12 protein-coding genes are annotated in these 13,421 nt (G+C 62.7%); 10 read left to right on the forward strand and 2 right to left on the reverse strand.

The window, feature by feature from the left end; all coding sequences use genetic code 11:
* Nucleotides 1–64 precede the first annotated feature (64 nt).
* Together RS897_RS38935 and RS897_RS38940 are read left to right on the forward strand one after the other, a co-directional pair.
* Nucleotides 65–1,714: a glycosyltransferase family 39 protein gene (locus RS897_RS38935; protein ID WP_315833967.1), complete on the forward strand. Its 1,650-nt coding sequence runs from the start codon at nt 65–67 to the stop codon at nt 1,712–1,714.
* A gap of 132 nt (nt 1,715–1,846) precedes the next feature.
* Nucleotides 1,847–2,626: a class II aldolase/adducin family protein gene (locus RS897_RS38940; RefSeq protein WP_315833968.1), complete on the forward strand. Its 780-nt coding sequence runs from the start codon at nt 1,847–1,849 to the stop codon at nt 2,624–2,626.
* A 117-nt stretch (nt 2,627–2,743) separates the two neighbouring features.
* On the opposite strand, the gene RS897_RS38945 is transcribed toward RS897_RS38940, so the two are convergent.
* Together RS897_RS38945 and RS897_RS38950 are read right to left on the reverse strand one after the other, a co-directional pair.
* The gene (locus RS897_RS38945) at nt 2,744–4,153 is read right to left on the reverse strand and encodes a M20/M25/M40 family metallo-hydrolase (RefSeq protein WP_315833969.1); all 1,410 of its coding nucleotides are present in this window, start codon (nt 4,151–4,153) and stop codon (nt 2,744–2,746) included.
* A 109-nt stretch (nt 4,154–4,262) separates the two neighbouring features.
* Complete coding sequence (locus RS897_RS38950; RefSeq protein WP_315833970.1) at nt 4,263–5,828, reverse strand: helicase HerA-like C-terminal domain-containing protein; 1,566 nt, start codon at nt 5,826–5,828, stop codon at nt 4,263–4,265.
* Nucleotides 5,829–6,199: 371 nt separating this feature from the next.
* Here RS897_RS38950 and RS897_RS38955 point away from each other — a divergent pair, with 371 nt between their 5' ends.
* The 8 genes from RS897_RS38955 to scpA all read left to right on the forward strand — a co-directional run bounded on the left by RS897_RS38955 (nt 6,200) and on the right by scpA (nt 13,421).
* Nucleotides 6,200–6,580 carry a DUF2267 domain-containing protein gene (locus RS897_RS38955; RefSeq protein ID WP_315833971.1) on the forward strand — a complete coding sequence of 127 codons (381 nt, stop codon included), beginning with the start codon at nt 6,200–6,202 and terminating at the stop codon, nt 6,578–6,580.
* Between the two features lie 39 nt (nt 6,581–6,619).
* Nucleotides 6,620–7,027, forward strand: a complete 408-nt coding sequence (locus tag RS897_RS38960) for a DUF4332 domain-containing protein (protein ID WP_315833972.1) — start codon at nt 6,620–6,622, stop codon at nt 7,025–7,027.
* A gap of 60 nt (nt 7,028–7,087) precedes the next feature.
* Nucleotides 7,088–7,948 carry a dihydropteroate synthase gene (gene folP / locus RS897_RS38965; RefSeq protein ID WP_315833973.1) on the forward strand — a complete coding sequence of 287 codons (861 nt, stop codon included), beginning with the start codon at nt 7,088–7,090 and terminating at the stop codon, nt 7,946–7,948.
* A complete protein-coding gene (gene folB, locus RS897_RS38970; RefSeq protein WP_315833974.1) occupies nt 7,945–8,319 on the forward strand; it encodes a dihydroneopterin aldolase in 375 nt (124 codons plus the stop codon). Before folP ends, folB begins: the two co-directional genes overlap by 4 nt.
* The gene (gene folK, locus RS897_RS38975) at nt 8,312–8,803 is read left to right on the forward strand and encodes a 2-amino-4-hydroxy-6-hydroxymethyldihydropteridine diphosphokinase (protein WP_315833975.1); all 492 of its coding nucleotides are present in this window, start codon (nt 8,312–8,314) and stop codon (nt 8,801–8,803) included. Before folB ends, folK begins: the two co-directional genes overlap by 8 nt.
* An 83-nt stretch (nt 8,804–8,886) precedes the next feature.
* Nucleotides 8,887–10,752 carry a methylmalonyl-CoA mutase family protein gene (locus RS897_RS38980; RefSeq protein ID WP_315833976.1) on the forward strand — a complete coding sequence of 622 codons (1,866 nt, stop codon included), beginning with the start codon at nt 8,887–8,889 and terminating at the stop codon, nt 10,750–10,752.
* A 5-nt stretch (nt 10,753–10,757) separates the two neighbouring features.
* Complete coding sequence (locus RS897_RS38985) at nt 10,758–11,222, forward strand: GFA family protein (RefSeq protein WP_315833977.1); 465 nt, start codon at nt 10,758–10,760, stop codon at nt 11,220–11,222.
* Nucleotides 11,223–11,249: 27 nt separating this feature from the next.
* On the forward strand, nt 11,250–13,421 hold the full coding sequence (gene scpA / locus RS897_RS38990) for a methylmalonyl-CoA mutase (protein WP_315833978.1): 2,172 nt from the start codon (nt 11,250–11,252) through the stop codon (nt 13,419–13,421).

Below are 13,421 nucleotides of genomic sequence, written 5' to 3' on the forward strand. Positions count from 1 at the left end.
GGGGAAGATGAAGGCCTACAGCGCAAACGCGAGGCCGACGGGGGTCGCTGGGTTAAACAATATCATGTCATCGATAACGACTTCAGTCGTTGAGACGCCACAGCGGCGCTCAATCGAGCAGATTTGTGACGATCTTGCATGGGTCGCGCTCGGCATCGTCATCATTGTCGCCGGGCTGACGTTCGAGGATTACGGTCTCGGCTGGGACGATTACACCCACGCCGAATACGCCGATCTGTTGCTGAAGATGTACGGGTCCGGGTTCAGGGACACCGGCGCGCTGTCGTTCGCCAATCTCTTCATGTACGGCGGCGGCTTCGACATGGCGGCGGCGCTGCTGCACAAGATCGTGCCGTTCGAACTGTTCGAGACCCGCCGCTTGCTCGGCGCGATCGTCGGAGTCATCGGTCTTGCCGTAACCTGGCGGGTGGGACGACGGGTCGGCGGCCCGATCGCCGGCCTTGCGACCTTGCTGCTGCTGGCGCTATGTCCGACGTTCTACGGCCATATGTTCATGAACCCGAAGGATGCGCCCTTCGCGGTGGCAATGATGGTGCTGATGCTGGGACTGGTGCGGCTGGCGCAGGATTATCCCAAGCCTTCCGCCCACACCGTGCTGATCATCGGCATCGGCGCTGGCCTGTCGATCGGATCGCGCATCCTCGGCGGCCTGGCGCTGGTTTATGCGCTGGTCGGATTCATTCCATTGCTGCTGGCCGATGTCCGCGCGCAAGGCTTGCGCGAGGCCGTGCATCGCTTCGCCCATGTCTGCTACGTGCTGCTGCCCGGCCTGCTGCTGGGCTACCTGATCATGGGGCTGATCTGGCCCTGGTCGATCATGGAGCCGGCCAATCCGTTTCATGCCCTGACCTACTTCTCGCATTTCTTCGAGAAGCCCTGGAAGGAAATGTTCGACGGCGCATTGGTGTCGGTTCCGGACATGCCATGGTCCTATCTGCCGACCCTGTTCGCCCTGCAATTGCCGGAAATCCTGATCGGCCTCGGCGTGGCGGGCATCGCCGGCACCTTCATGTCGCTGTCACGGCCGAATGTTGCGCCGAATCGCAAGACCATTCTCCTGATGCTGACGCTCGCCGCCACGCTGCCGCTCGTCATTGCCATGGTCAAACGTCCGGCGCTGTACAACGGCATCCGGCACTTCATCTTCGTCATTCCGCCGATGACGGTGCTGGCCGGCGCAGCATTCGGCTGGCTGTACAACTGGCTCAAGGATCATGGCCGCGGCGCGCAGAGCGCGGCGGTCGCGGTTTTCATATTCGGACTGTTGCTGCCGCTGAACGAGATGATCCGGCTGCATCCGTATCAATACACCCACTTCAACCATATCGCAGGAACGGTGCGCGCCGCGGATGCGCGCTACATGCTTGATTACTGGGGGCTGGCCTTCAAGCAGGCCTCGGACGAGCTGCAGGAACTGCTGGACGAACGCGACGAAGAACCCACCAAGGGCGGCAAGTGGAAGGTTGCGGTGTGCGGACCGCAGCGACCGGCGCAGGTCGCACTCGGCCAGGATTTCAGCATCGGCTGGGACAGCAAGGGCGCCGACTTCGCCATGACGCTGGGCGAGTTCTACTGCAAGGGCCTCACCGCGCCGGTGCTGGTGGAGATCAAGCGCGACGACGTGGTGTTCGCGCGTGTCTACGACATTCGCGGCCGCAATATCTCCGACCTGCTGGCAATCCCTGCGCCCTGACAATTTCTTCTCCTGATCGCATATCGCGCGCGTCAGGCATGACGTTATGGGCGAGCTTGTGGTGTTGCCGCAAGCCGGACCCGCGGATACGCTTGCCTCAATCGGATCAGCGGAACACAAGGGAAAAGCCAGATGTCACCGGCGGAAGCACGCCTGAAGGAAGTTCGCTCCGACATGACCGAGGCGGAATGGACGCAGCGCGTCAATCTCGCCGCTGCCTATCGCCTGGTGGCGTTCTATGGCTGGGACGATCTTGTCGACACCCACATCTCCGCCCGCGTGCCGGGGCCGGAACACCACTTCCTGATCAATCCGTACGGATTGATGTTCGATGAAATCACCGCATCCAGCCTGGTCAAGGTCGACCTCGACGGCAACCTGCTGACCGAGAGCCAGTACAGCATCAATCCGGCGGGATTCACCATCCACTCGGCGATCCATGAAGTCCGCGAGGATGCTGGCTGCGTGCTGCATCTCCACACCCCCGACGGCGTTGCGGTCGCGAGTTGCCTCGAAGGCCTGCAGCCTCTGAACCAGACCGCCCAGCTCGTCACCGGCGATCTCGCTTATCACGACTATGAAGGAATCGCGCTCGACCACGACGAGCGCCCGCGCATCCAGAAGGACCTCGGCGACAAGAACCATCTGTTGCTGCGCAATCACGGCACCCTGACAGTGGGACGCTCGGTCGCGTCCGCGTTCGAGCGCATGTTCCACCTGGAGCGGGCCTGCACCATGCAGGTGCGCACCCGGATGCTGGGCCCGACCGCCTACCCAGTAGAGAAATTCGTGATCGAAAAGAACGAAAATCTGGTCGCGGACCGCGACCGCGCCGAGCGCCGGGCCAACCTGCTGGTGTGGCCACCACTGCTGCGCAAGCTGGATCGTCTCGATCCCAGCTACAAAACCTGAGTTACAACGACGGAATTCGATGCTATAAGAGCTGCATCACCCTCTACACGTCACATCAAAACGCCGCCCAATTCCGGACGGCGTTTTTTACTGTTGCAATCCGCTCAAGCTCGAGGCTCAGGCACGCGGTGCGGCTGCGAATGCCGCGAGAATGCGCGCCCATGAGCGAATGCCCTTGTGGAAGCTGCGCAGGTCGTACTTCTCGTTCGGCGAGTGGATGTTGTCGTCGTCGAGCCCGAAGCCGATCAACAGCGAATCGAGACCGAGCGTCTTTTTGAAATCCGCGACGATCGGAATCGAGGCGCCAGAGCCGATCAGCACCGCGTCCTTGCCCCACTCTTCGGTCAGCGCAACCTTGGCCGCCGCAAGCGGCTTCATGGTCCAGTCCAGTGCAATCGCCGGCGCGCCGGCATGGTCGATGAATTCCGCCGTGCAGTCGGCCGGCAGCAGCTCCGTGACAAAAGCGCGGAATGCGGCGCGGATCGTCGCGGGATCCTGCCCTTCGACCAGCCGGAACGACACTTTCGCGGAGGCCTCCGCCGGAATCACGGTCTTGGAGCCCTCGCCGGTATAACCACCGAAGATGCCGTTGATGTCGCAGGTCGGGCGCGAGATCGCCTGCTCGATCATCAGCCGATCGTTCTCGCCGGCCGGTATCGACAAGCCGATCGGCTTGAGGAACGTCTCCGGCGTGAAATCGAGCGCCGCCCATTGCGCGCGGATGTCGGCCGGCAGATCCTTCACGCCATTATAGAAGCCGGGGATGGTGATGTGGCCGTTGTCGTCGTGCAGACCGCCGAGAATCCGGGTCAGCACGCGGATCGGATTTCGCGCGGTGCCACCGTACACGCCGGAATGCAGGTCGCGATTGGCGGCCTTGATGCGCACCTCGTCATAGACGAGGCCGCGCAGCGACGTCGTGATCGCCGGCGTGTCGCGATCCCACATCCCGGTATCGCACACCAGCACGAAGTCAGCAGCGAGGTCGGCCTTGTGCGTCTCCAGGAACGGGCCGAAATTCTTCGACCCGATCTCTTCCTCACCCTCGAGCAGAATGGTGACATTCAGCGGCAGCGAGCCGGTGACGGACTTCCAGGCACGGCAGGCCTCGACGAACGTCATCAGTTGGCCCTTGTCGTCCTCGGCGCCGCGCGCAACGATGATCTTGCGGCCGTCGGCATGATCGGTGACCACCGGCTCGAACGGCGGCCGGTGCCACAGATCGAGCGGATCGACCGGCTGCACGTCATAGTGGCCATAGAACAGCACATGCGGGGTATCATCGCCGTGCCCGTTGCTCTTGGCCACGATGGCGGGATGGCCCGCGGTCGGCCGCACCTCGGCGGTGAAGCCGAGCGAAGCGATATCCCGCGCCAGATGTTCCGCCGCCGTCTTGCAATCGCCGGCGAAGGCCGGATCGGCGGAGATCGACTTGATCCGCAGCAGGGCGAACAGCCGCTCCAGGCTGTTGTCGAAATCGGCATCGATACGTTCGAGGACAGCAGACAGTTGACCGGTATCAGGCATTTCAATTTTCCTTGCAGATTTTCCTTGTCGCAGCCGACGAGCGCCGCACGCTGCTCATCACAAGCCGAACTTGATGGAATCGCGGCAGCACGCGTGCCGCCGCAACGAATTACCTTCGCAACATGCTGCCGAGCGCTCCACGCACGATTGCGCGACCGACCGAACCGCCGAGCGCGCCGCCGACCGACTTGCCGAGATCGGCCACAACGCCCCCGACGACCTTGTTGGTCACCGAGCGCGTGACGTTACGGGCGATGACCTGTCCGGTGGACATCTTGCCGCGTGGCACGTTGGTTCCAAAGATCGTGCCGACGATCGAGCCGATCTGACCGAGAATGCCACCACCTCCGCCACCGCCGTCCGCGGTTGCCGCCGTACCGGCGACGCGCTTCTGCAACACCTCGTAGGCGGATTCGCGATCGATCTCGGTATCGTATTTGCCCTTCACCGGACTGGCGGCGATGATCGCCTTGCGTTCGTCTGATGTCACCGGCCCGATCCGCGCCGACGGCGGGCGGACCATGACCCGCTCGACCATTGCAGGCGTGCCGTTGCCTTCGAGGAAGGAGACCAGCGCCTCACCTTTGCCGAGCTCGGTAATGATCTTGGCGGTGTTGAGTTTCGGATTGGGGCGGAAGGTCTCCGCCGCCGCAGCGACCGCCTTCTGGTCGCGCGGGGTGAACGCACGCAACGCGTGCTGCACCCGATTGCCGAGCTGGGCCAGCACCCGGTCGGGGACATCGATCGGATTTTGCGTGACGAAATAGACCCCAACCCCCTTGGAGCGGATCAGGCGCACCACCTGCTCGATCTTGTCCATCAGCGCCTTGGGCGGATCGTTGAACAAGAGGTGCGCCTCATCGAAGAAGAACACCAGCTTCGGCTTCGGCGGATCGCCGACTTCGGGAAGCTGCTCGAACAGCTCCGACAGCATCCACAGCAGGAACGTGGCATACAGGCGCGGGCTCTGCATCAGCTTGTCGGCGACCAGGATATTGACCATGCCGCGACCATCCTTGTCGGTGCGCATGAAGTCCTTCAGGTCGAGCGCCGGTTCCCCGAAAAACTTGGTGCCGCCCTGGTTTTCCAACACCAGGAGCTGGCGCTGGATGGTTCCCACGGTCTGTTTCGACACGTTGCCGTACTGGGTGGTCAATTCGTCGGCATGCTCGGCGATGAAGACGAGGATTGCGCGCAGGTCCTTCATGTCGAGCAGCAACAGGCCCTGCTCGTCCGCCACGCGAAACGCGATGTTGAGCACGCCTTCCTGGACGTCGTTCAGGTCCATCATCCGCGACAGCAGCAGCGGTCCCATCTCCGAGACGGTGGCGCGCACCGGATGTCCCTGCTCACCGAACACGTCCCAGAAAATCGTCGAGAACTGATCGGGCTGGAACTTGAGACCCATCTCCTGGGCCCGCTTGACGATGAAATCCTTGGCTTCGCCCACCTCGGCGATCCCCGAGAGATCGCCCTTGATATCCGATGCAAAAACTGGAACACCGGCGCGGGCAAACCCTTCCGCCATCACCTGCAACGACACCGTCTTGCCGGTACCGGTTGCGCCAGTGACCAGACCGTGGCGGTTGGCAAGTGATAATGTCAGATAAGCGGCCTGCTCTTCCTTGCCGATGAAAATCGAGTCGTTGGTATCAGCAGCCGTCCCAGTCGCCATCGTTCTGCCTCATGAAAATGCCGGCTCGAAATTCCCGTTGACCGACCGGCGTTTGTCGGGGTCGATCTTACTGCATTCCACGACGGTAATGAAACTCTCAAACCCAAATCGGGCCGAGGAAATCCATACCGTTGAAACCCGAATACGGAAATCTTCGTATTTTCAGGTTGGGCTGCGAAGTCATCGTGACGGCAGGCCTGCGACATTCCGCATCAATCTTGCGAGCCATCTTGCAAAGCCGCAACACTTTGGAGGCGTTTGGGACGAATCAATGTTTTCGAACACGTACGTCGCTTGAATTTTGCCGCTCGAAAGCTCAAGATGAATTTCATAAGCAAGCAGCCGGCGAGTAACCGGCAGGCGGGGCAGTTATGGACGAGTTGATCGAGCAGCTATCTGCAAAAGTTGGTATTGATAAAGCGGTTGCTGAAAAGACGATCGGCATCATTCTGGGCTTCCTGCGGACCGAAGGCCCGACTGACACGGTTCAGACACTGATCGACAAAATTCCCGGCGCTGCAGCCGCGGTCGAAGCCAACGGCGGCAGCCGTGGCGGACTTTCAAGTGGACTTGGCAGCTTGTTTGGCGGCGGCCTGATGGCGCTTGGTGGCAAGCTGATGGGCCTTGGTCTCGGCATGGGCGAGATCCAGGCAGTGGCGCGTGAGCTGTTCAGGTTCGGGCGGGAGCGGGTTGGCGCGGACAAGATCGACGAGATCATTGCCGGCACGCCGGGCCTGAGCCAGTTCGCCTGATTTCCACTCTCCAGTTCACGTGTCCCCAGTTCAGTTGTCATGACATATCCCATTGCCAAGATTGATGGCCTTTCCGCCCAGGCCGCCGCGAAGCTGAAATCGGTTGGAATTCGAACAACAGAAGGTCTGCTGGACGCCGCCCACACGGTGAAGGGCCGCAAGACACTGGCGGCCGATACCGGCCTCAGTGAACAGCAACTGCTGGAATGGGCCAATATCGCCGACTGCATGCGGATCAAGGGGATGGGCAAGGCCAAGGCCGAACTGCTGCGCGCCGCCGGCGTCACGACTGTCCGGGAGTTCGTTCACCGCAATCCGGAGCGGCTGGCGCAGGCCATGAAGGAGGCCAACGCCAAGCGCAAGCTCGTCAGCGTACTGCCTTCGGAGGCCTCGGTGAAGCGGCTGATCGAGCACGCCCGCAAGCTGCCCTTGAAAATTTCCTACTGAGCCGCCCTCCGTACGGCACCTTATCTTGACTCCTTGGGGCAGACCGCGCAAAGCGACCGCATGATGTCCGCCACCCGTCGATCGTCCAAACCGACCGGTCAGCCGCAGGGATATGACCTCCGGCGGTTGCTGGAACGCCGCACACCGGCGGTCATGGGCGTGCTGAACATCACCCCGGATTCGTTTTCCGACGGCGGCCAATTCGATACACCTGAGCGCGCTTTGGCGCAGGCTGGCCGCATGATCGCGGAAGGCGCCGATATCCTCGACATCGGGGCGGAATCGACCCGTCCTTACGGTGGGCAGCAAGCGGTTTCGGCCGAGGAGGAGATGCAGCGGCTCCGAGCAGTATTGGCGGACGTGGTGGCGCTGGGAACGCCAGTGTCGATCGACACCATGAAGGCGAGGGTCGCGGATTGGGCCCTCGGCCAGGGCGTTGCGATGGCCAACGATGTCTGGGGGCTACAGCGCGATCCGGACATGGCAGCGGTGGTCGCCAGTCATGGCGTGCCGGTCATCGTCATGCACAACCGCGACACCGTCGATCCCGCTCTTGATATCATCGCCGATATCCGGGCGTTTTTCGACCGGACGCTCGAGATCGCCACAAAAGCCGGCATCTCCGGGGACAAGATCGTGCTCGATCCAGGCATCGGCTTCGGCAAGACGCCTGAACAGAGCATGACGGCGCTGGCGCGGTTGACCACACTGCAAGGCTTCGGCTGCCCGATCCTGGTCGGCGCTTCACGCAAACGCTTCATTGCCTCGGTGGTCGCATCCGAACCGCAGCAGCGCCTCGGCGGCTCGATCGCCGCTCACCTGCTGGCGGGGCAAAATGGCGCCAAGATCATCCGCGCGCATGACGTCGCCGAAACCGTGCAGGCTTTGCGGGTGGCGGCCGCGATCGAGGACAAACGATGACGGACACGATTTTCATCCAGGGTCTTCTGATCCATGCTCGCCACGGCGTGCTGGAACACGAGGCGGAGGTCGGCCAGCGCTTTGTCATCGACCTTGAATTGACGACCGATCTGTCGGAATCGTCGCGAACCGACAAGCTCGCGGACACGGTCTCCTATGCCGATGTGGTCAAGGCAGCGACCGCCGCCTTCGCCGACAAGAACTACCGGCTGCTCGAGCGCGCCGCCGGCGCCGTGGCGGAAGCCATCCTCGCGGCCTTTCCGCGCATCAGCGCGGTCAAGGTGACGGTGCACAAGCCGCACGCGCCGATCGCCGCCATCTTCCATGATGTCGGCGTCACCATCACCCGTACCCGATCGTCTCATGACTGAAGTGTTGATCGCGCTGGGGGGTAATGTCGGCGATGTCCGGCAGACCTTCGGTCGCGCGATCCCGACGATCTGCGGCATGGCACAGGCGGGGCTGCTGGCGCGTTCGTCCGACTACCAGACGCCGGCCTGGGGCAACGAAGAGCAGCCTCCCTTCATCAACGCCTGCATCCTTATCGACACCGATCTCGACCCGCACGCACTGCTGTTCAGCCTGCATAAGGTTGAAAAGAAGTTTGGCCGCGACCGAGCGAAAGAGACCCATTGGGGGCCACGCACCCTCGACCTCGATATCCTTGCCTATGGCGATGAACGGATCGACCAGCCGGGGCTGACAATTCCTCACCCGCGCCTGTTTGAGCGGGCGTTCGTGCTGGTCCCGCTGGCCGAAATCGCGCCCGATCGGGTGATCGGCAGCCAAACCGCTCGCGAGGTGCTGAAAAACCTCTCGGTCGAAGGTATCAGCCGGCTACCGGACCGGAACTGATAGACCAAACCGGTCATTGGCAGCGTCCGTCTGGCATGGCATTTTCCTCCCATAACAATCCGTGTGGGAGTTGAACCCCTTAGATGCCGTCCGAGACCGACGATTTACCACTGGCGCGCGAGTTTCCACCCGCCACCCACGACGACTGGAAGAAACTGGTCGACAGCGTGTTGAAAGGTGCAGCCTTCGAAAAGCTGGTCGGCAAGACCTATGACGGCCTTCCCATCGCGCCGATCTATTCCCGCGCCAAGGACAGCCCGGTGGTGGCCGGGCGCGCCAATTCCATGCCATGGCAAATCATCCAGCGGGTTGATCATCCCGACGCATCGGCCGCCAATACCCAAGCCCTGACGGATCTGAAGAACGGCGCCAATGGGCTCGCGCTGAGTTTCGCCGGCGCCAATGGAGCCTATGGCTTTGGGCTGGAACCGTCGGCAGCCGCATTGGAGCGTGCGCTTGAAGGCATCTATCTCGATGCCGGCATCGCTATCGAATTCCAGATCGGGCCGCAGACACGTGACATACCGCAGCACTTCGCGGCGCTGCTGGCCAGGCACAACGTTGCACCGGCAAACGTGGACGCCCGGTTTGGCTTCGATCCGATCGGCGCCGGTGCAGTCTGGGGCAATAGCCCTTACTCATGGGCGGAGATTGCGAAGTTCTTCGGGCCTTCGGTGGCGCAGTTCGCGACCCTCGGCTTCAAAGGCCCCTATGCGGTGGCCGATGGCCGCATCATCCATGATGCCGGCGGATCGGAAGCGCAGGAACTCGCCTTCGTGCTGGCGGTGGGCGTTGCCTATCTCCGCGCCCTCGAAGAGGCCGGCGTCGGCCTCGAGACCGCACAACGGATGATTTATGCGCGGCTGAGTGCGGACGCCGATCAGTTCCTGACGATGGCGAAATTCCGCGCACTGCGGGTGTTGTGGGCCCATGTCGCGCGCGCCTGTGGTCTCGTCCCGCAGCCGCTGTTCATTGCCGCCGACACCGCATGGCGGATGCTGACGCAGCGTGATCCCTATGTGAACGTGCTGCGCGCCACGATCGCGACATTCGCCGCCGGCCTCGGCGGCGCCAACAGCATCACCGTACTGCCGCACACGTTGGCTTTGGGATTGCCCGATCCGTTCGCGCGCCGCATCGCCCGCAACGCCCAGATCATCCTGCTGGAAGAATCCAACCTCGATAAAGTCACCGATCCCGCCGCTGGCTCCGGCGGCATCGAAAGCCTCACTGCCGAGCTTTCGAAGGCGGCATGGTCGCTGTTCCAGGAAATCGAAAAGACCGGCGGCGCATTCGCCGCGCTGGAACGAAATCTCATCCAGGACAAGGTCGCCGCGGTTCGCGCGGCACGCGACAAGAATATCACGCGGCGCAAGGATGTGCTGACCGGCGCCAGTGAGTTTCCAAATCTGCACGAAGCCCCGGTCACGTTGCTGGACGCAAAGCCGGCCACGCTCGCACCTTATGGCGAAGCCAAATTCACCTTCAAGGCTCTCGCTCCCGTCCGCCTTGCGGAGCCGTTCGAACGTCTGCGCGACAAATCGGACACGCTGCTGGCAGCACGAGGGGCGCGGCCAAGGGTTTTCCTCGCAAACCTCGGAACCGCAGCGGACTTCACCGCACGTGCGACATTTGCGAAGAGCTTTTTCGAGACCGGCGGCATTGAGGCCCTCGACGGCGACGGCGGTTCCGATCCCGCTGCCATCGCCGCCGCGTTCAAGGCCTCCAAGGCCGAACTGGTCTGCCTGTGTTCGTCCGACAAGATCTATGCGGACCTCGCGGCGACCACCGCGCAGGCCCTTCAAGCCGCCGGCGCCAGGCATATCTATCTGGCAGGCCGCCCGGGCGAACTGGAAGCCGCGTGGCTTGCGGCAGGTGTCAGTGAGTTCATCATCGCCGGCGGCGACGCGCTGGCGGCGCTAAATGCGGCCTATGACTCGATCGGATGAACAAGATGGCCGACAGATCACCGTTGCTGACTGGTGGATGCCAATGCGGCGCGGTGCGCTTTGCGCTCTACGCCGCGCCGGGAAAGATCAGCATCTGCCATTGCCGGATGTGCCAGAAAGCCGTGGCCGGACCGTTCGCATCGCTTGCGGAAATCCCGCATGGTGATTTCGCCTGGACACGCGGCACGCCGGCAACATTCCGCTCCTCGTCCCGCGCGGACCGCGATTTCTGCGCAGCCTGCGGCACGCCGCTGAGCTACCGCCAAATCGGCGGGCCCATAATCGAGCTCCTGACAGGCTCGTTCGATCGGCCTGACATGGTGACGCCGACCTACGAGGTCGGCATCGAGTCGAAGCTCGCCTGGATCGCGCATTTGCCGGCACTCCCCGGCAAAACGACATCGGAGAACAGCGGAGCCGCCAAGGTTGCCGGCATTGTCAGCTATCAGCATCCGAACCATAATACGTAGGCTGAATACAAAGCACTTTGAGGAACGATGACCAGCATTCCCGATTTCACCCGCGTTGCATTTGGCGAGCCAGATCTGGCGAAAACCATCGCAGCCACCGCGTCATCGGGCGATGCGTGGCTGACGCCGGAAGGCATTTCGGTGAAGCCGGCCTATGGCGAGGCTGATCTCAAGGGCATCGACTTCCTCGACACCTGGCCCGGCGTCGTGCCGTATCTGCGCGGCCCCTACCCGACCATGTACGTCAATCAGCCCTGGACCGTGCGTCAGTACGCCGGCTTCTCCACCGCGGAGGATTCCAACGCGTTCTATCGGCGCAATCTTGCGGCTGGACAAAAAGGCCTGTCGGTCGCCTTCGATCTCGCCACCCACCGCGGCTATGACAGCGATCATCCGCGCGTCTCCGGCGACGTCGGCATGGCCGGCGTGGCGATCGATTCCATCTACGACATGCGCACGCTGTTCGCCGGCATCCCGCTCGATCAAATGAGCGTATCAATGACCATGAACGGCGCCGTGCTGCCGATCCTGGCGCTGTTCGTGGTGGCCGCCGAGGAACAGGGCGTGCCGCCGGAAAAACTGTCGGGCACCATTCAGAATGATATTCTGAAAGAATTCATGGTGCGCAACACCTACATCTACCCGCCCACAAGTTCGATGCGGATCATCTCGGACATTTTCGCCTACACGTCGCAGAAGATGCCGAAATTCAATTCGATCTCGATCTCCGGCTACCACATGCAGGAAGCCGGCGCGACCCAGGACCTCGAGCTCGCCTATACGCTGGCCGACGGCGTCGAATACGTCCGCGCCGGCATGAATGCCGGCCTCGACATCGATCGCTTCGCGCCGCGGCTGTCGTTCTTCTGGGCGATCGGCATGAACTTCTTCATGGAAGTCGCCAAGATGCGCGCGGCACGGCTGTTGTGGGCCAAGCTGCTGAAGCCGTTCAACCCCAAGGACATGCGCTCGCTGTCGCTGCGCACCCATTGCCAGACCTCGGGCTGGTCACTGACCGCGCAGGATGTGTTCAACAACGTGGCGCGCACCACCATCGAGGCGATGGCGGCGACGCAGGGCCACACCCAATCGCTGCACACCAACGCCCTCGACGAAGCCCTGGCGCTGCCGACCGACTTCTCCGCCCGCATCGCCCGCAACACCCAATTGTTCCTGCAGCAGGAAAGCGGCACCACCCGCATCGTCGATCCCTGGGGCGGATCCTATTATGTGGAGAGGCTGACCCAGGATCTGGCGAAGAAAGCCTGGGGTCACATCCAGGAGGTCGAGGCTCTGGGCGGCATGGCAAAAGCCATCGAAGCCGGCATTCCCAAGCTGCGCATCGAAGAGGCATCCGCCAAGACCCAGGCGCGCATCGACGCGGGCCGCCAATCCGTGATCGGTGTGAACAAGTATCGGCCTGCGAATGACGCCCAGATCGACGTGCTGAAGGTGGAGAACTCCACAGTCCGTCGTCTGCAGCTCGACAAGCTGGCGCGGCTGCGCAAGGAGCGCAACCAGGCCGACGTCACCGCCGCGCTGGAGGCGCTGACCCGTAGCGCGAAAGACGGCACCGGCAACCTGCTCGCGCTGGCAATCGACGCCGCGCGCGCCAAGGCCACCGTCGGCGAAATTTCCGATGCGATGGAAAAAGTGTTCGGCCGCCACCGCGCCGAAATCAAATCCATCACCGGCGTCTACAAACGCGAGGCGGCCACCATGTCCGACACCGTCGAGAAGCTGCAGGCGCTGATCGAACAGTTCGAAGAGGCCGAAGGCCGCCGCCCGCGCATCCTTGTCGCCAAAATCGGCCAGGACGGCCATGACCGCGGCCAGAAAGTGATCGCCTCGGCGTTCGCCGATGTCGGATTCGATGTCGACATCGGGCCGCTGTTCGCCACCGCCGACGAAGCCGCGCGCCAAGCCGTCGAAAACGACGTCCACATGCTCGGCGTCTCATCGCTCGCCGCCGCCCATCTGACCGCGGTGCCGGAACTGAAAGCGGCACTGAAGAAGCAGGGCCGCGAGGACATCATGATCATCATCGGCGGCGTGATCCCGCCGCAGGATTATGAAGCGCTGTACAAGGCCGGCGCCGAAGCAATCTTCCCGCCCGGCACGGTGATCGCGGAGGCCGCAGAAGAGCTGATCCGCAAGCTCAACATCCGCCTCGGCCACACCAGCGCCGCGGCGGAGTAA

The organism is Bradyrhizobium prioriisuperbiae (assembly GCF_032397745.1).
Lineage (GTDB): Bacteria > Pseudomonadota > Alphaproteobacteria > Rhizobiales > Xanthobacteraceae > Bradyrhizobium_A > Bradyrhizobium_A prioriisuperbiae.

Coding starts and splice junctions, on each gene's coding strand:
- folP (WP_315833973.1), top strand. CDS start 7,088: ATGATGTCCGCCACCCGTCGATCGTCCAAACCGACCGGTCAGCCGCAG.
- RS897_RS38940 (WP_315833968.1), top strand. CDS start 1,847: ATGTCACCGGCGGAAGCACGCCTGAAGGAAGTTCGCTCCGACATGACC.
- RS897_RS38950 (WP_315833970.1), bottom strand. CDS start 5,828: ATGGCGACTGGGACGGCTGCTGATACCAACGACTCGATTTTCATCGGC.
- RS897_RS38945 (WP_315833969.1), bottom strand. CDS start 4,153: ATGCCTGATACCGGTCAACTGTCTGCTGTCCTCGAACGTATCGATGCC.
- RS897_RS38985 (WP_315833977.1), top strand. CDS start 10,758: ATGGCCGACAGATCACCGTTGCTGACTGGTGGATGCCAATGCGGCGCG.
- RS897_RS38960 (WP_315833972.1), top strand. CDS start 6,620: ATGACATATCCCATTGCCAAGATTGATGGCCTTTCCGCCCAGGCCGCC.
- RS897_RS38955 (WP_315833971.1), top strand. CDS start 6,200: ATGGACGAGTTGATCGAGCAGCTATCTGCAAAAGTTGGTATTGATAAA.
- RS897_RS38935 (WP_315833967.1), top strand. CDS start 65: ATGTCATCGATAACGACTTCAGTCGTTGAGACGCCACAGCGGCGCTCA.
- scpA (WP_315833978.1), top strand. CDS start 11,250: ATGACCAGCATTCCCGATTTCACCCGCGTTGCATTTGGCGAGCCAGAT.
- folB (WP_315833974.1), top strand. CDS start 7,945: ATGACGGACACGATTTTCATCCAGGGTCTTCTGATCCATGCTCGCCAC.
- folK (WP_315833975.1), top strand. CDS start 8,312: ATGACTGAAGTGTTGATCGCGCTGGGGGGTAATGTCGGCGATGTCCGG.
- RS897_RS38980 (WP_315833976.1), top strand. CDS start 8,887: ATGCCGTCCGAGACCGACGATTTACCACTGGCGCGCGAGTTTCCACCC.